Source organism: Shinella sp. BE166 (assembly GCF_051201095.1).
In the GTDB taxonomy this organism is placed as follows: Bacteria; Pseudomonadota; Alphaproteobacteria; order Rhizobiales; family Rhizobiaceae; genus Shinella; species Shinella lacus.
This window is the reverse complement of record NZ_JBPEHL010000003.1, coordinates 571,107-587,852: the sequence shown is the minus strand read 5'-3', so window position 1 is coordinate 587,852 and position 16,746 is coordinate 571,107. Positions and strand designations below refer to the sequence as shown.

The window sequence follows — 16,746 nt, the reverse complement described above, 5'->3', positions numbered from 1 at the left end:
ATGACCCAGACAAAACCCCGCGCCCGCGATCTCGGCCTGCCCTTCACCGCCCGCACCGGCCCCCTCAACGCCATTACGGATGTCGAGGGCATCGCCGTCGGCTTCCGCACCATTGTCGAGGAGACCCCGCGCCCCGGTCGCAAGCTGCCGGTCCGCACCGGCGTCACCGCCATCCTGCCGCATGCCGACAGCGAAACGCCCGTGCCCGTCTATGCCGGCGTGCACCGCTTCAACGGCAATGGCGAGATGACCGGCACGCACTGGATCGAGGACGGCGGCACGTTCCTGGGGCCGGTGATGATCACCAACACCCACGGCGTCGGCATCACCCATCACGCGACCACCCGCTGGATGCTGGAGCGCTACGCCTCGACCTACGAGGTGGGCGATTTCCTCTGGCTGATGCCGGTCATCGCCGAGACATATGACGGCGTGCTGAACGACATCAACGGCATGCCGGTGACGGAAGCGGACGTGCGCGCGGCGCTGGAAGACCTGTCGCGAGGGCCGGTTTCGGAAGGCAATTGCGGCGGCGGCACCGGCATGATCACCTACGGCTTCAAGGGCGGCACCGGCACCGCGTCTCGCATCGTCACTGTCGGCGATCGGGATTATACGATCGGCACGCTGGTGCAGGCGAACCACGGCCAGCGCGACTGGCTGACGATCCGCGGCGTGCCCGTCGGTAAACACCTGCAGGACAACACGCCGCAAAGCCAGCTCAAGGAGCGTGGATCTATCATCGTCGTCATCGCCACGGACCTGCCCATGGCGCCGCACCAGCTGAAACGCCTCGCCCGCCGCGCCGCCATCGGCATTGGTCGCAACGGCACGCCCGGCGGCAATAATTCGGGCGACATCTTCCTCGCCTTCTCGACCGCCAATCCACAGCTGATGGCGCATCGCGCGCCGGCCATGCTCAACCTCGACATGGTCAACGACGAGCATCTCGACCCGGTCTATCTGGCGGCGGTGGAGAGTGTGGAGGAAGCTGTGGTCAACGCCATGTTGGCGGCGGAAGACAGCGGCGGCACGCCGCATGATCGTTTCCGCATCGACGCAATCAAGCATGACCAGCTCATGGCCGTCATGCAGCAATACGGCCCGCACCTTTAGGCACCGGCCTGGTCGATATCAGTTGCTCGTCCCGTCCGGCGTGACGCTCTGGCTGTCACCGCCGCTGCCGGATTGCGAGGTCGGGTCGCGTTCCGTCGGAACCGTCTCGCCGCCGCCGGGAACAGTGTTGTCGATCGTGTCCTGCGTCGGCGTGCCGTTCGAGGTGGAGGACGTCTGCTCGGTATCGACGGTCGGATCGACCCGCTCGCCCCAGATCTCGACACCGCCCCACACGAGGACGGCAAGCGCTAGGCTGATGCCGAGCACCTTCAGCATCGGTTTGCCGAGGCGGCCCTGGCGGGCTTCCTGCGCCGCATAGTTCTTGCGGGCGGGATCGTGGGTGCGGGTCAGCGGATCGCCGCGTTCGTCTTGCTGATGGGTCATGGCAGCACTCCCTGCTTTTCGCGTCAGGGAAGGAACTTGCGGTGAAGACGAAAGTTCCCGCCGCGCCTTACGCCTTCGCAGGGCCATCCAGTCCCAACGCTTCGAGAAGAAGGCGCTGGCGCAGCAGCAGATGGGTCAGCGCGATCACGTCGCCCTTCGCCGGCTGGTGCGTCATGCCCTCGTCGACGGCCTCCACGATCGCCTCCAGCGTATCGGCGATTTCGCGTGAGACGCCGTGCAGCTCGGCGAAACGCCGGTCGGCGACCGCCGCTGCCAGCGTCAAGGTGTTCACGCGCCCGATGCCGCGCGGCACCTTCGCGCCGGCATCGACATATCCATCCGGCAGGCCTCCCTTGAGATTGCTGATCCGCCGGTAATGGATGGCATCGATGATCTGGTCGACCGCCTGGCAGGCGCCTGCGACGCGCGAGGGATGGTCCGTATCGGCCGCTGCATGCGGCAGCAGTTCGAGTTTGCCGGGGTGGCGGCCGGCAAGCGTGAGATAGGGCAACATCGGCCCGCTGAGCGCCCCGCTTTCCGCATCCTTGAAAAGATCGGCGTCGATTGCCGCGTGGCGTACCTGTCCGGCCGCCAGCGCACGGTCGAGCGCCCCCGCATCCACGACCTCGCCGCGATCGTAGTTGACGACCACCGCCCCGCGGTTCATCGCCGACAGCACGGCCTCGCCGACGATGCCGGCATTGGCATAGGCCCGTGTCACCGCATCGAGCCGGCCAAGGCCGACATGGACGGTGAGCACATCCGCCCCCTGCGCCGCCGCGGCCGGTGTTTCCGCGTGCTCGAACCCTTCCGCCTCGATCCATTGCCGGTGTTTCGCCCGCGCATGTACCACGACATGCATGCCGAAGGCGCGCGCGAGTTTGGCGACCTCGCGGCCGATATTGCCATAGCCGAGCACCGCCATCCGGCGGCCTTCCAGCTTGCCGGTCGGGTAGGATTTGAGGTCGCGGCCGGTATCGAAATCGCCGGCGACGACCCGTTGGTGAAGCAGGTCGACCGGCAGGTCCGGCGTGACCTTGAGCACCGCCTTCATCACCATCTGCGCCGTTGCGCGGCTGTTGATGCCGGGCGTGTTCATCAGCGGTGCGACGCCGCCTTCGCCATCGCCGCCGCCCCAGGACGCGGAGCCCATATTGCCCGTACCGGCACCGATGCGCACGCCGCCGAGCGGGAACAGGGCCTGCATCGGAATGAAGGTCGCCGCGGCGATCAGCGCGTCATATTGGCCATGGGCGGTCTGCGCGAGGATGTCGTCCTTGGTGCTCAGGTCCGGCTGGTAGAAGAAATGGATGCCGGGCGGCAAGGCCCCGCCCGCATAGGGGCCATCATGGAACGTGCCGCCCTGCGCCTCGATATGGGCCTGCACCTCGCCGTGATCGGGCCGGCCATTCGCATCGAAGCGAAGGCCGATCAGGTCGGCGATCAGGATTCGATAGGCGCGTTCGGGGTCGCCCAGCCGCGTCCGGTCTTCAAAAGCCGCGTGTCGATCCTGCATGGCGCCCCTCCCTGCTTGTCCCCCATTTTTCGTAGGCGAGTTTTCCCGGGTCGGCAAGCACCAAGACAAAAGCGACATGCAAGGTCAAAACAACCATATTGCCCGCCCCGCATGCCCCCGCCATAAAGAGGCGCAAGAGAGGATTTCCCATGACAGACCGCGCCTTCACCGTCATCGAAAACCAGTGGATCACGCTTGCCGACGGCACAAGGCTCGCCGCCCGCATCTGGATGCCGGAGGGTGCGGAACAAGATCCCGTGCCCGCCGTCTTCGAATTCCTGCCTTACAGGAAACGCGATGGAACGAGCCCGCGCGATGAATCGACCTATCCGGTCTTCGCCGCCGCCGGCATTGCGGGCGTGCGGGTCGATATCCGCGGCTCGGGTGAATCCGACGGCGTCATCGATGGCGAATACACGCCGCTGGAATTGGCGAACGCCTGCGAGCTCATCGCCTGGATCGCCGCGCAGCCCTGGTCGAACGGCGCCGTCGGCATGATGGGGATCTCCTGGGGCGGCTTCAACTGCCTGCAAGTCGCGGCACTCAAGCCCCCGGCACTGAAGGCCGTCATCTCCATCGCCTCCACCGTCGACCGCTATAACGACGACATCCATTACAAGAACGGCACGCACCTTTCCGCCCAGCTCTCCTGGGCCGCCACCATGCTCGCCTATCAGTCGCGCTCGCCCGACCCGGAACTCGTCGGCGAGCGGTGGAAGGCCATGTGGCTGGAGCGGCTGGAAAACGAGCCCTTTTTCCTGGAGGAATGGCTGCAGCACCAGCGCCGTGATGCCTTCTGGAAGCACGGCTCGATCGCGGAGGATTTTGCCGGTTTCCCCGTGCCCGCCCTCGTCATCGCCGGCTGGGCGGATGGCTATCGCAGCACGCCGCTGAAGGCCGTCGAAGGTCTTGGCGAGAAGGCGAAGGCGCTCATCGGCCCATGGGTGCACAAATACCCGCATTTCGCCTGGCCGAAGCCGCGCATGGATTTCCACGCCGAGGCGATCGCCTGGTGGAACCGCTGGCTGCGCGGCGAGGAGAACGGCGCGGAAAACACGCCGCAGGTGCGCGCCTATATCCAGGACGCCGCCCGTCCTTCGCTGTGCCGAGAAATCGACCCCGGTTTCTGGATCGCCAAGGATAGCTGGCAGACGCCGGACATGGCGACCTTCTACGTGGAGCAATACGGCACGCTTGCATCCGGCATGCCGATTGCCGGCGCCGTCGGCCATGACCGCTTTCTGAAATCACCGCTCGACACCGGCATCATGGCCGGCGAGTGGTTCACGCTGAAGCCGGATGCGGAAATGGCGCTCGACCAACGGCTCGACGATGCCGGTTCGCTCGTCATCGAGACGCCGCCGCTTGCGGAACCCCAGGATTTCCTCGGCCAACCGGTTCTGGAACTCGACATCGCGACGGAGGCCGACATCGCCAATCTCTGTGCCCGGCTCGTCGATGTACACCCGGACGGTACGGCGACACGCGTCACCTTCGGCGTCGTGAACCTTGCGCATCGGGGCGGCAATGCCGCGCCGGAGGCCATGCCGCGCGGCAAAAAAACCCGCATCCGCCTCGTGCTCGACGCGATGGGCTATCGTTTTCGCGCGGGCCATCGCATCCGCCTGTCGCTCTCGACCGCCTACTGGCCGATGGTGCTGCCGCCGCCGACGGATGCCGGCGTCACGATCGACCTCGCCTCGCTCGGCCTCGCCCTGCCAAAGCTTGGCGCGCATCGGGTCGTCGCGCTTCCCGAGCCGAAAAACCCCGATCCGCTGCCGAAATACACCGAGCTCGCGCCCGGAGAAACGGCGCGCGGCGTGGAGCGCGACCTGACGAACGGCCTCACCGAATATTCGATCTACGAGGACACCGGCCTCTGTGAGCATCCCGGCACGGGGCTTGCCACGCGGCAGGTGCGCGACGAACTCTGGTCGATCGCCGAAAACGATCCGCTCTCGATGACCGGCACGGCGGTCTGGACCTGCGACATGCAGCGCCCCGGCTGGTTCGTGCGCACGGTCTCGACCGCGACCATCGCCTGCACCGCGACGGACTGGCTGATCTCGGCAAGCGTGCGCGCCTTCGAGGGCGAAGCACAGGTTTTCGAGAAGACCTTCGAAAAGGCAATCCAGCGCGACTTCATGTGAGCCGATCAGTGGAAGTCGCGGGATTTGACGCGGATTTCATCGATATGGCCGTAGCCGTCGACGAGATTTCGCGGTTTTACAAGTTTTGGCGCGCCACGCGGATCGTGCGGCGGGCTGCCGTGATGGAATTCGTCGCCGCGCCCATGGGGCAGCGGAAACGGCCCGTCGCGGTGCCCGACGCTGGCGAGCATGCCGGAAAGGTCCGTCAGGTGCTGGGCCACCACATGCACCACCTCCCCCTCTCGCTGGATGTAGCCCTTCACGCCGAGCATGGAGGCGCCCATCACGACCTTGCGATAAGCGATAAAAACCTTTCTCCAGACGACGAGGTTGGCAATGCCCGTCTCGTCTTCGAGCGTCACGAAGATGACGCCCTTGGCTGAACCCGGCCGCTGGCGCACGAGGATCACGCCGGCCGTCTCGACCCGGGTCCGGTCGCGCAGGTTCGTCGCGACATGGCAGGAGAGGATCTTCTGCCGTTGCAGATCCTCCCGCAGGAAGCTGACGGGATGAGCCCGCAGCGTCAGCCCGACATGGCCATAGTCCTCGACGACCTCGTTGCCCGCGGTCATGGGACGAAGCGCAACGGCCGGCTCGTCCAGTTCCGCGATCACCGCCGCCTCCCTTTCAGCTGCCGCGACGAAGAGTGGAAGCGGTTCGTCGCGCAAAGCACGGATAGCCCAGAGCGCCTCGCGCCGGGCTAGCCCCAGCGACGGCCGAAAGGCATCCGCCTCAGCCAGTTCGACCAGCGTCGCCACCGGCAATTGGGCGCGTCGCCAAAGATCGTCTACCGAGACGAACGGCTCTTCCGATCGCTCACCGAAGAAGTGCTTCAGCTTCTTGTCGTTCAACCCTTTGATCAACCTGAGGCCAAGCCGCACCGCAAAGCGGTCCTTGTCCTCCGTCGGCTCCAGCGTGCAATCCCATCGGCTTTCATTGACGCAGACCGGTCGCACCTCCACCCCATGCTCCTGCGCATCGCGCACGATCTGCGCCGGCGCGTAGAAGCCCATGGGTTGCGAGTTGAGCAGCGCTGCGCAGAAAATGTCCGGGTGATGGCACTTCATCCACGCGGAGGCGTAGGCGATGATGGCGAAACTGTAGGCGTGGCTTTCCGGAAAACCGTAGGAGCCAAAGCCTTCAAGCTGGCGGCACATGCGGTCGGCAAATTCCAGTGAGTAACCGTTTTTGGTCATGCCATTGATCAGCTCCTGTCGGAACTTGTCGACGCCGCCCGTATGTTTGAACGTCGCCATGGCGCGGCGAAGCTGGTCAGCGCGGCCCGCAGTGAATTTAGCGCCGACAATGGCGACCTGCATGGCCTGTTCCTGAAACAGCGGTACACCAAGCGTCTTTTCCAGGACCTTCTTCAATTTGTCATCGTCTGGATAATCTGGCTTTTCCAATCCCTGCCGCCGCCGCAAATAGGGATGCACCATGTCTCCCTGGATCGGGCCAGGGCGGACGATCGCCACCTGAATGACGATGTCATAGAATTTATTGGGTCTCAGCCTGGGCAACATTGACATCTGCGCCCGGCTCTCGATCTGGAAGGTCCCGAGCGTATCGGCCTTGGAAATCATCTCGTAGGTCGGCTCATCCTCCAGGCCAATGTTCCAGAGCCCCTTTTCTATGCCCTTGAGGTCTTTCAGATATTCGAAAGCCCGGCGCATGCAGGAGAGCATGCCGAGCGCCAGCACATCCACCTTCATGAATTCCAGGAACTCGACATCGTCCTTGTCCCATTCGATGACCTGGCGATCATCCATGGCGGCCGGCTCGATCGGCACGAGATCGTCGAGCCGATCACGGGTCAGCACGAATCCGCCGGGATGCTGAGAAAGATGGCGCGGCACACCTGTCAATTGCCGGGAAAGTTCTACCAAGAGCCGGATGCGCCGGTCGTCGATATTAAAGCCGATATCTTCGATCTGTGCCTTCGGAATATCGTTGGACCAACCCCAGACCTGCGACGACAAGGCTTTGAGCACGTCCTCGGGCATGCCGAGTGCACGCCCGACATCCCGCATGGCACCGCGGGAGCGATAGCGGATGACCGTGGCGCAAAGCGCAGCGCGATCATGGCCATAGGTATCGTAGACCCACTGGATGACCTCTTCGCGCCGTTCATGCTCGAAATCCACGTCGATGTCGGGTGGCTCACCGCGCTGCTCCGAAACGAACCGCTCGAAAAGCAAACCATTGTTGGTCGCATTAATTGAGGTAATACCGAGAGCGTAGCACACCGCGCTGTTTGCCGCCGACCCCCTGCCCTGGCAAAGGATGCCGATCGATCGGGCATGGCGGACAATCGAGTTCACTGTCAGGAAGTAAGGGGCATACTTCATCTTCTCGATGAGACGCAGTTCATAGTTCAGCTTCTTGCAGACGATATCCGGCACGCCGTCCGGGTATCGGTTCGCGGCTCCCTCCCAGGTGTATTTCTCCAGCGCCTCCTGTGGCGTAAGGTGGGCATACTCCTTCTCCTCGGGATATTGGTATTGCAATTCGTCCAGCGAGAATTGGCAGCGCTCCATAACTTCAAGCGTGCGTCGAAGCGCTTCCGGAAAGCGCGTGAAGAGGCGGTGCATTTCTTCCGGGGGTTTCAGGTAGCGGTCGGCGTGGCGCTCGCGGAGGAACCCAGCATTGTCGATGGTGACGTTGTGGCGGATGCAGGTCACGATGTCCTGCAACATCCGCCGGCCTGGTTCGTGGTAGAGCACGTCGTTGGTGACGACGGTTGGCACGCGATATTGCGTGGCTAGGTTGGAGAGGTCAAAGAGGCGGAGCTGATCGTTTGGCCGACGGCGAAGCGTCAGGGCGAGGTAGCAGCGGCCCTTGAATGTTTCACGCATGCGGCGGAGCTGGAAGGCCGCGGTCTCGTCCGCCTCGTCGGGGACCAGAACGGCGATGAGGCCTTCGTTCCAATCCACGACGTCCGACCAGTCGAGATGGCATTTGCCCTTGCCCGCTTTCTTCTTGCCGATAGTGAGCATGCGGCAGAGGCGCCCGTACGCGTCGCGGTCGGTCGGATAGACGAGCAACGACATGCCGTCGACAAGGTCGAGCCGGCAACCGACGATGAGACGCACGATGTTGGCGTCCGCAGGCAGCTCCTTCGCCGCCCTGTGGGCCTGAACGACGCCGGCAAGGCTGTTGCGGTCGACAACCGCCAGGGCCTCGATGCCGAGAGCGCTTGCCTGGGCGAACAATTCCGCGCTGCTGCTCGCCCCCCTCAGGAACGAGAAGTGTGACGTGACCTGGAGTTCGGCGTAGCGCGGCTTCATGCGAAAATTCCGTGCAGGAACCAGCGGCCGAGGCCGGCTGTCACCTGCTGTTCATCGCCCGAGCGGAAGAGCCAGAAGCGTTCGCCGACGGCGTCCTCGACCTGGAAATAATCGCGCACGGCGGCAAGTTCGGCGTCGCGCTTCCACCATTCGCCGAAGATGCGTTCGGGGCCGTCGGCGCGCTTCACCAGCCGGCGCTTGCCGCGCCAGGTGAAGGAGGCGGGCGGGTGGTCGGGCAGGAGCGCCATGACTTCGATCGGCTCGGGCCGGGCCAGCAGGCGCGCCGGGCGCGGCCAGCGGTTCTGCCAGGTCGTGCCGACATCGGGGGCTAGCGGCGGAATGCGGCGGAAGGAACGCTCCGGCACGTCGCTTTCGACGGGGGCGATGCGGTAGAGGCGGGCGGCCCCGATGCGGTTGGCGATCACGTCGACGAGACCGGCAATGTCGGCCTGCTCCTCCTCGATCAGCGAGGAGACCGCCTGTTGCAGGACGAGCGGTTCGGCAAGCGTGGCGGTCAGGTCCATGATCTCGATGCCGAAACCCGGATCGATCGTCTCGATGCGGTCCGAGAGGAGCCGGGTGAGACGGTCTTCGTCGCGAACGGCGCGTGCCGTGCCGACGCGGATCGCCTGGAGCGAACTGTCGACGCGGTGGAACAGGAGATCGAGCCGGCGGGCGCCGAGGCCGCGTTTTTCCAGCGCCTGGCAGAGATCGTGCACGAGGGCCTTCGTGTAGCGCGCGATGGTTTCGGGCGCGCCGATCGGCTCGCCAAACACTTTGCGGACCGTCACGACATCGGGATCGCGCAGCGGATCGACGGGCTCCGAGATCGTGCCCTGGATCTGGTCGAGCCGGCGGCCGAGGAGCGGGCCGAAGCGAAGCACCAGCGGCGCGCGGGGCACGGCCAGCACGTCGCCGATAGTGGCGAAACCGAGCACGCGCAGGCCCGTGACGGTTTCCGGCGGTATCCGCAGCCCGAGGATCGGCAGTGGCGCGACGGTTTCGCCCACCATGCCCGGCGCAATGACGCGTACGGGATCGGCAAGGAAACGGGCGGCGGCATGCGCGGCACCCCAGCTATCCGCCACCGCCGCGCGCGCAAAAATGCCGGAGGCCGTGAGGCGGTTGACGAGGCCGGTCAGCATGCGCTCCTCGCCGCCATGCAGGTGGTCGGCGCCGGTCGTGTCGATGACCAGGCCATCCGGCGGATCGGGCGCGACGATGGGCGCATAGTGCTGCAAGGCCCAGAGCGACAGGCGCTCCAGCGCCGCCGCATCCGCTGCGGGATCGGCCGGCATGGTCACCACCTCGGGGACCAGCGCATGGGCCTTGGTGAGCGGCATGCCGACGCGCAGGCCCGCCTGTTCGGCCGGCTTGCTCACGGCGGTCAGGATGCGGCGCGAGCCCTCCCGGCCGACGAGCACGAGCCGCTTGTCAGGCGGAGGTGCCGAGGCGCCAAGTGCCCGCCTCAGGCGATCGATCGGCCAGCCGGGAAGAAAAAGCGATACGACCCTCGGCATCGGGTGCCTCCACGTCAAAGTCTGCCGCCTCGCCGGCCCGGCAGCGCACGAGTTGCAAAAGCCACTGCGCCCGGCCGATGCCGGGCACGGGAAGGGCGACGGACGGCCGGACGGCAACCCGCCAGCGCGTCACGGCGGCAGAGGGCTGCCCAAAGGCACCCTCTTCCGACCGGTGCTTGAAACGGCGCAGCGCAATGCCGAGCGTGCCGCCGGCCTCTGCCGCCAGTTGCAGGCGGCGCGAGGCGGTGAGCGACAGCCGCGCCACCTCCGCCACCACCGCGCCGAGCCCGCCATGGCGCAGGCCCTCCTCGAAACAGAGGAGCAGGCTTTTTTCATCGCCCGCCTCCACATAGATCACGCGGCCGGGGGCAAGCCCCGCCTGGGCGAGCGCCGGCGCGAAGAGATCCGGCCGCGTCAGGACCCAGAGCACCTGCCCCTTGGTGCGCGCCGCGATGCCGGCGGCAAAGAGCATGGCGGCCGCGCCCTCGACCGCATCGTTGCCGCCGCCGCAGACCTCGTGCAGGCTGGCAAGCGCCAGCCCGCCGCCGGGGAGCCGGTCGTCTATGTCAGGCACGCCGAAGGGCAGCACCGCCCGGTCGCGCGCGGCGCGGCCATCGAACTGCCGGATGCGGTCGCGCAGGTCGGCGACAACGGCATGGGCGGCGGAGGCGGACATCGGCGTTGCGGCTCCCGGGTTTGAGACGGTTTGTTCCTTATTTGTTCTCAAAGTGCGCGAGAGTCAATCACTGAGTCGCAGGGGAAAGATCACAGTTTGAATCATCGGCGGGAACCAACGGGCGCGGCGGTCGTTCTTGCTCATGCCATTCCATCAAATCCAGGAGACATGTCCATGGCTGACGAAAAGAGCACCGGCAAGCGCACGCTTGGTGTCGTTGAAAGTGGCGATAGCATTTCGGAGGATGCCCGTGCGGCGGCTGCGGAAGCGACGGTCAGCGAACAGATCGAAGTGCTGAAGGCGGAAATCAGCCGGCTGAAGGAAACCGCGGGGCTGATCGCCGAAGGTACAGGCCAGCTTGCCGTTGCCAAGGCGGAATCGCTGCGCGAGGATATCCGCCAGACGATCCAGACCAACCCGCTTGCGACCCTCGCAGGCGCCGCCTTCATCGGCTATCTCTTCGGCCTGCGCCACCGGTAAGAATAAGCGGAGGCAATGGTTTGCCTCCGTTTGGTGAAGCACATGAAAAAGCCCGGCACTGCCGGGCTTTTCCAGTTCAGAACCAGCGCTGCTGGCGCCGCGGCGGCTCGCTTTCGAGGGAGCCGAGCAGATAGCCGATGACGACACCGGCAAGGCCGGCCGTCAGCACCACGGTGGACAGTGCGGCCGGATGCTCGCGCGCGGCCTGGGCCACGGCAGCGCCTTCATTGCGCACATATTTCGTTGCCGAACGGACAGCGGGCCGGGCAGCCTCGACGGCATTGCCGGCGCGATCGCGGATCGTGTCATAGGCTTCGCTGCCCCGTTCGCCGAGGTCCTTCTGAAGCGCGGCGATTTCTGCGCGAAGAGCGGAAATCTGGGATTGAACGTCGTTGCTTGCCATTACGGTCTCCTTGTCAGCAATGGAGACCGAACGGCTGGCGGGCGGCTTGGTTCCAAGCGGCCGGAAAAGTTGCCCGTCAGCTTGCCCCCCTCAGCCTGCTTGTCGGCGGCCGTCGCGGCGGATCTGCGAGGGCGTGTCGCCGAAGGCGGCGCGGAAACGGCGGGTGAAGTGCGACAGGCTCTCGAAGCCGGTTTCCAGCGCGATCTCGATCAGCGGCTTGTTGGTACGCACCACCATGTTGAGCGCCGCCGCCATGCGGATCTTCATGTAGATCGCGCTCGGCGAGGCGCCCATGTCGCTCTCGAACAGGCGTTCGAGCTGGCGGCGGGAGACGTTCGTCATGGTGGCGATGCTGTCGATCGACAGCAGGTCTTCGGTGTGCTGCTCCATCATCATGATGGCAAGGTGCACGCGGCGGTCGCGCGCTTCGAGGCCGAGCGGGTTGCGCGGCTGGAGGTCGGTGGCGTCGCGGCGGTGGCGGATTTGCAGGATTTCCAGCGCATTGCGCTCCGCCGCCTCGCCGACATGGTGGCGCACGAGCGTCGCTGCGAGATCGGCGACGCTGCTGCCGCCGGCACAGGTGGCGACCTTGCCGTCGAAGCGGAAGATCTGCTCCGACGTCGCCTCGATATCGGGAAAACGGCCGCGGAATTCGCGGTGGTGCAGCCAACTCACGCAGGCCGTGTGCCCCTTCAGCAGGCCGGCTTCGGCGAGGATGAAGCTGCCGGTACACAGGCCGATCAGCCCGACGCCGGCATTCGCCGCCTTGCGCAGATAGGCGAGCGCATAGCTGTCGATCGGCTCGTCGACCTTCAAGAGGCCGCCGACGACGGCGATATAGTCGAAACAGGAGGGATCGGCGAAGGGCGCGGTGGGGGCGACCTGGATGCCGCTCGACGAGGAGATGAAATTGCGCGTGCTGCTGAGCACGTCCCAGTCGCAATGGACGCGCCGGGAGCGGTCCTCGCTGTCGCTGGCCAGCCGCAGCGTATCCACGAACAGCGCGAAGGCGGAAAGCGTAAAGCTCTTCGACAAGATAAAGCCGACGCGCAACGCCTTGGGACTTGCGGCCCCGCTCACATCCTTCGCCGTCCGAACATCCAACGCCATCCAGATCTCCCAGAGCGTTTTGCCGGACACGATCGTCGCGGGCAAGGACGGCTCACGATACAGCCATAGCAGATTTCCCCCGCTGGCTCCATTCCTTGCACCGACCTTTGTGCGTTCCGAAACGGCCGCATTTGCCACCGCGACGCGTCTGATGCAGGGTGGCTTGATCGGCTTTGCCTCGGGAGGAACCGTGAGCACCCAACTCTTCGACCTGACGGGCAAACGTGCCCTCGTCACCGGCTCCTCGCAGGGCATCGGCCTTGCGCTCGCGCGCGGCCTTGCTGCAGCGGGCGCCGGGATTATCCTCAACGGACGCGATGCGGCGAGGCTCGCGGCGGCCGCGGAAAGTCTCGGGACGAAACACATGCTCGCCTTCGACGCCACGGACCATGAGGCCGTGCGCGCGGCCGTCGATGGTTTCGAGGCGGAGGTCGGCGCCATCGATATCCTGGTCAACAATGCCGGCATGCAGCATCGTACGGCGCTCGAAGACTTTCCGGCGGATGCCTTCGAGCGGCTGTTGAAGACCAATATCTCGACCGTCTTCAATGTCGGTCAGGCCGTTGCCCGGCACATGATCAAGCGCGGCGCGGGCAAGATCATCAACATTGCCAGCGTGCAGACGGCGCTCGCCCGCCCCGGCATCGCGCCCTACACGGCCACCAAGGGCGCTGTCGGCAACCTCACCAAGGGCATGGCGGCCGACTGGGCGAAATACGGCCTGCAATGCAACGCGATTGCGCCCGGCTATTTCGACACACCGCTGAACGCCGCCCTCGTCGCCGACCCCGCCTTCTCCGACTGGCTGGAAAAACGCACGCCGGCCGGCCGCTGGGGCAAGGTCGAGGAACTCGTCGGCGCATGCATTTTCCTGTCCTCGAATGCCTCCTCCTTCGTGAACGGACACATCCTCTATGTCGACGGCGGCATCACGGCCTCGCTTTGATCCTCTAGCGCGCGAATTTCCGCGCGCCGGCGACGCAGAGCACGATGGCAAGCGTGGTGACCACCATCAGCGGGCTGACCTTTTCGTGCAGCAGGAAGGCGGCGAGCAGGAGGCCGAAGAAGGGTTGCAGCAACTGTAGCTGGCCGACCGCCGCGATGCCGCCGAGCGCCAGGCCGCGATACCAGAACACGAAGCCGATCAGCATGCTGAAGACGGATACATAGGCAAGCCCCGCCCAGGCGCTGCCGTCGATGCCGGCCCAGGTCTGCGGCAGCGAGACGAGCGCGATGACCGCCATCGGTGGCAGCGAGAGGATCAGCGCCCAGGAGATGACCTGCCAGCCGCCGAGGCTGCGCGAGAGTTTCGCGCCTTCCGCATAGCCGAGCCCGCAGACGATGACGGCGGCCACCATCAGCAGGTCGCCGACGAGCGAGATCTCCGCGCCGGAATTGAGCGCAAAGCCCACCACCGTCGCGCTGCCGATGCCGGAAAACAGCCAGAACAGCGGCTTCGGCCGCTCCCCACCCCGCAGCACGCCGAAGATCGCGGTCGCCAGCGGCAGCAGGCCGATGAAGACGATGGAATGGGCGGAGGTGATGTATTGCAGCGCCACCGCGGTCAGCAGCGGGAAGCCGACGACGACGCCGAGTGCCACGATCGTCAGCGACAGCAGCGTGTCGCGCGACGGTTTCGGCTGGCGCAGCGCGAAGAGAAGGACGGCGCCCAGCAGCGCGGCGATGACGGCGCGCGCCGAGGTCAGGAACAGCGGCGAAAAATCCGACACCGCAATACGGGTCGCGGGCAGCGAGCCGCTGAAGATGATGACGCCGACGAGGCCGCTGCCCCAGCCTTCCATGGATGATTTCATGACACCTCGCATTCGCATCCTTCGTACATCCGTGGGGCTGGCGGAAACAGGAACGGAGCAGTACAATTCGAAAGAACTGTATGTGTTCAAGGACCAGTACAATGAAGGCAAACTTCGCGAACGAAGCAGCGGCGGGAACCCGGATTTCGGAGGTCGTGGCGGCGATCGGCGGCCGGATCGCCAGCCGCGCCTTGGCGCCCGGCGATCGGCTTCCCTCGATCCGGCGGTTTGCGGCTTCCATGGGGGTCTCGCCCTCCACCGTTGTCGAGGCCTATGATCGTCTCGCGGCGGAAGGGCTGATCCGGGCGCAGCGCGGATCCGGGTTCTATGTCTCGAATGCCGGCCTGCATCCGCTGAAACTGGCGGAAGCGGAGACGCTGAAGGCGCGTGCGGTCGATCCGTTCTGGGTGTCGCGGCAATCGCTCGATGCCGATGCCGGGGTGCTGAAACCCGGCTGCGGCTGGCTGCCGGCGGACTGGATGCCCGACGCGTCGCTGCGCCGCGCGATCCGCAGCCTTGCGCGCAGCGACGGCGACGTGCTCGCCTATTACGGCAGCACGCGCGGGTCCCAGGCGCTGCGCCGGCTGCTGCTTGGCCGCCTGGCGGAGGAAGGCATCGCGGCCGGGCCGGATCACCTGATGCTGGCGAATACCGGCACGCAGGCGTTCGACCTGGTCTGCCGCTTCCTGCTGCGTCCCGGCGATACGGTGCTGGTCGACGACCCATGTTACTTCAATTACCAGGCCCTGCTGAAGGCGCATCAGGTGACGGTCGTCGGCGTGCCCTATACGCCGTCAGGGCCGGATATCGCGGCCTTCGAGACCGTGCTGGATGCGGCGCGGCCGCGGCTCTACGTCACCAATTCGGCAATCCACAACCCGACGGGCGCCACCCTGTCGCCGCAGGTCGCCCATCGTCTGCTGAACGCGGCGGCGGGCAGCGACACGATCCTCGTCGAGGACGACATCTTTGCCGATTTCGAGCCGGAGCCGTCTACCCGGCTTGCGGCGCTCGACGGGCTCGGCCGCGTCATCCGCATCGGCAGCTTTTCCAAGACGCTCTCGGCCTCGGCGCGCTGCGGCTATATCGCGGCGCGGGCGGACTGGATCGAGGGGCTGGTCGATTTGCAGATCGCCACGAATTTCGGCGGCCCGAGCCCGATGTCCAGCGAGATCATCGCCCATATGCTGGCCGGCGGCGGCTACCGCAAACATATGGAGGAACTCCGGCGCAAGCTCGTGCGCGCCCGGCGCGAGACGGTGGACCGGCTCGCCCGGCTCGGCATAGAGCCGTGGCTTTCACCGCGCGGCGGCTTCTATCTCTGGTGCCGGCTGCCGGAGGGGCTGGATTCCGGCGAGGTGGCGCAGGCCGCCGTTGACGAGGGCGTCGTGCTCGCCCCCGGCAACGTGTTCAGCGTGTCGCAGACCGCGGGAAACTTCATGCGCTTCAACGTCGCGCATATGCGCGAGCCACGCGTCTATGAGGTCCTCGCGGCGGCGCTGAAGCGCTAGCGCCGCTTCGCCAGCATGGAGCGCGACAGCATGACGACGAGGCCGATGAGGACCGTCGCGGCGATGAAGAGGAAGGCGGCGGCGGCGATCGCCGGGCTGATATTCTCGCGGATGCTGGAGAACATCTGCCGGGCCAGTGTGCGCTGGTTGGGGCCGGCGACGAAGAGCGTCAGCACCACCTCGTCGAGCGACGTGGCGAAGGCGAGCACGGCGCCGGAGAGCACGCCGGGCATGGCGAGCGGTAGCGTCACGCGGCGGAAAACCGTGATGGGCGCAGCGCCGAGGCTTTGGGCGGCGAGTTCCACGCGCTCGTCGATGCCGGCAAGCGCCCCGGTGACGCTGACGATGACGAAGGGCACGGCGACGACCGTGTGGGCGATGATCACGCCGGCATAGCTGTTCGTCAGGCCGAAGCCGGCAAGCAGCACCTGCATGCCGACGCCGAGCACGACGGCGGGCACCACCATCGGCAGCAGGAAAAGCGTGCGCATCGCGCCGCGAAAGAAGAGGAGGCGGTTGCGCAGGCCGAGCGATGCGGCGGTGCCGAGCACGGTGGCGAGCAGCGTCGTGCCCGTGCCGATGATCAGGCTGTTGATGATCGCGCGGCGCCAGGCATCCGCCGTGAACAGTTCCTCGAACCAGCGCATCGACCAGGACGGGATCGGATAGGTCAGGATGACGCTCGATGTGAAGGCGAGCGGCAGGATGGCGATGAGGGGGGCTACGAGGAACAGGATTGTCAGCGTGGCGAAGGCGACTTTGGCGAGCTTCATCGGCAT

Annotated in this window: 13 protein-coding genes and 1 pseudogene; 5 read left to right on the top strand and 9 right to left on the bottom strand. The window is 65.9% G+C overall.

Features of this window, described 5'->3' with window-relative positions:
- Nucleotides 1-1,116: a P1 family peptidase gene (locus J2Y63_RS10100; RefSeq protein ID WP_435265977.1), complete on the top strand. Its 1,116-nt coding sequence runs from the start codon at nt 1-3 to the stop codon at nt 1,114-1,116.
- 18 nt (nt 1,117-1,134) lie between these two features.
- Here the strand turns inward: J2Y63_RS10100 and J2Y63_RS10095 are convergent, their stop codons facing one another.
- Nucleotides 1,135-1,500 carry a hypothetical protein gene (locus J2Y63_RS10095; RefSeq protein WP_435265976.1) on the bottom strand — a complete coding sequence of 122 codons (366 nt, stop codon included), beginning with the start codon at nt 1,498-1,500 and terminating at the stop codon, nt 1,135-1,137.
- A gap of 67 nt (nt 1,501-1,567) precedes the next feature.
- Nucleotides 1,568-2,980 (bottom strand): annotated as a pseudogene (locus J2Y63_RS10090) (NAD(P)-dependent oxidoreductase); the annotation flags it as partial.
- A 185-nt stretch (nt 2,981-3,165) separates the two neighbouring features.
- On the opposite strand from J2Y63_RS10090, the gene J2Y63_RS10085 reads away from it, so the two are divergent.
- Entirely contained in the window at nt 3,166-5,166 is a 2,001-nt protein-coding gene (locus J2Y63_RS10085; RefSeq protein WP_435265975.1) for a CocE/NonD family hydrolase, read from the top strand.
- Nucleotides 5,167-5,171: 5 nt separating this feature from the next.
- Here J2Y63_RS10085 and J2Y63_RS10080 read toward each other — a convergent pair whose 3' ends face one another.
- Genes J2Y63_RS10080 through J2Y63_RS10070 form a run of 3 tightly spaced genes read right to left on the bottom strand, consistent with a single transcriptional unit; the run spans nt 5,172 to nt 10,649 of the window.
- Nucleotides 5,172-8,453, bottom strand: a complete 3,282-nt coding sequence (locus J2Y63_RS10080) for an error-prone DNA polymerase (protein WP_435265974.1) — start codon at nt 8,451-8,453, stop codon at nt 5,172-5,174.
- Nucleotides 8,450-9,973 carry a DUF6504 family protein gene (locus J2Y63_RS10075; RefSeq protein WP_435265973.1) on the bottom strand — a complete coding sequence of 508 codons (1,524 nt, stop codon included), beginning with the start codon at nt 9,971-9,973 and terminating at the stop codon, nt 8,450-8,452. Before J2Y63_RS10075 ends, J2Y63_RS10080 begins: the two co-directional genes overlap by 4 nt.
- The gene (locus J2Y63_RS10070; RefSeq protein ID WP_435265972.1) at nt 9,888-10,649 is read right to left on the bottom strand and encodes an ImuA family protein; all 762 of its coding nucleotides are present in this window, start codon (nt 10,647-10,649) and stop codon (nt 9,888-9,890) included. Before J2Y63_RS10070 ends, J2Y63_RS10075 begins: the two co-directional genes overlap by 86 nt.
- 174 nt (nt 10,650-10,823) lie before the next feature.
- On the opposite strand from J2Y63_RS10070, the gene J2Y63_RS10065 reads away from it, so the two are divergent.
- Nucleotides 10,824-11,129: a hypothetical protein gene (locus J2Y63_RS10065; protein WP_435265971.1), complete on the top strand. Its 306-nt coding sequence runs from the start codon at nt 10,824-10,826 to the stop codon at nt 11,127-11,129.
- 76 nt (nt 11,130-11,205) lie between these two features.
- On the opposite strand, the gene J2Y63_RS10060 is transcribed toward J2Y63_RS10065, so the two are convergent.
- Entirely contained in the window at nt 11,206-11,532 is a 327-nt protein-coding gene (locus J2Y63_RS10060; RefSeq protein ID WP_256116893.1) for a hypothetical protein, read from the bottom strand.
- A gap of 90 nt (nt 11,533-11,622) precedes the next feature.
- A complete protein-coding gene (locus J2Y63_RS10055; protein ID WP_435265970.1) occupies nt 11,623-12,642 on the bottom strand; it encodes a GlxA family transcriptional regulator in 1,020 nt (339 codons plus the stop codon).
- A 190-nt stretch (nt 12,643-12,832) separates the two neighbouring features.
- Between J2Y63_RS10055 and J2Y63_RS10050 the strand changes: the two genes are divergently transcribed.
- Complete coding sequence (locus J2Y63_RS10050) at nt 12,833-13,588, top strand: SDR family oxidoreductase (protein ID WP_435265969.1); 756 nt, start codon at nt 12,833-12,835, stop codon at nt 13,586-13,588.
- Nucleotides 13,589-13,592: 4 nt separating this feature from the next.
- Here the strand turns inward: J2Y63_RS10050 and J2Y63_RS10045 are convergent, their stop codons facing one another.
- Nucleotides 13,593-14,456 (bottom strand): DMT family transporter, encoded by an 864-nt coding sequence (locus J2Y63_RS10045; protein WP_435265968.1) that lies wholly within the window; start codon nt 14,454-14,456, stop codon nt 13,593-13,595.
- 101 nt (nt 14,457-14,557) lie between these two features.
- Here J2Y63_RS10045 and J2Y63_RS10040 point away from each other — a divergent pair, with 101 nt between their 5' ends.
- Nucleotides 14,558-15,967, top strand: coding sequence for a PLP-dependent aminotransferase family protein (locus J2Y63_RS10040; protein ID WP_435265967.1), 1,410 nt, complete (start codon nt 14,558-14,560; stop codon nt 15,965-15,967).
- On the opposite strand, the gene J2Y63_RS10035 is transcribed toward J2Y63_RS10040, so the two are convergent.
- Nucleotides 15,964-16,746, bottom strand: a complete 783-nt coding sequence (locus tag J2Y63_RS10035; protein WP_435265966.1) for an ABC transporter permease — start codon at nt 16,744-16,746, stop codon at nt 15,964-15,966. The two genes, J2Y63_RS10040 and J2Y63_RS10035, sit on opposite strands and share 4 nt — an antisense overlap.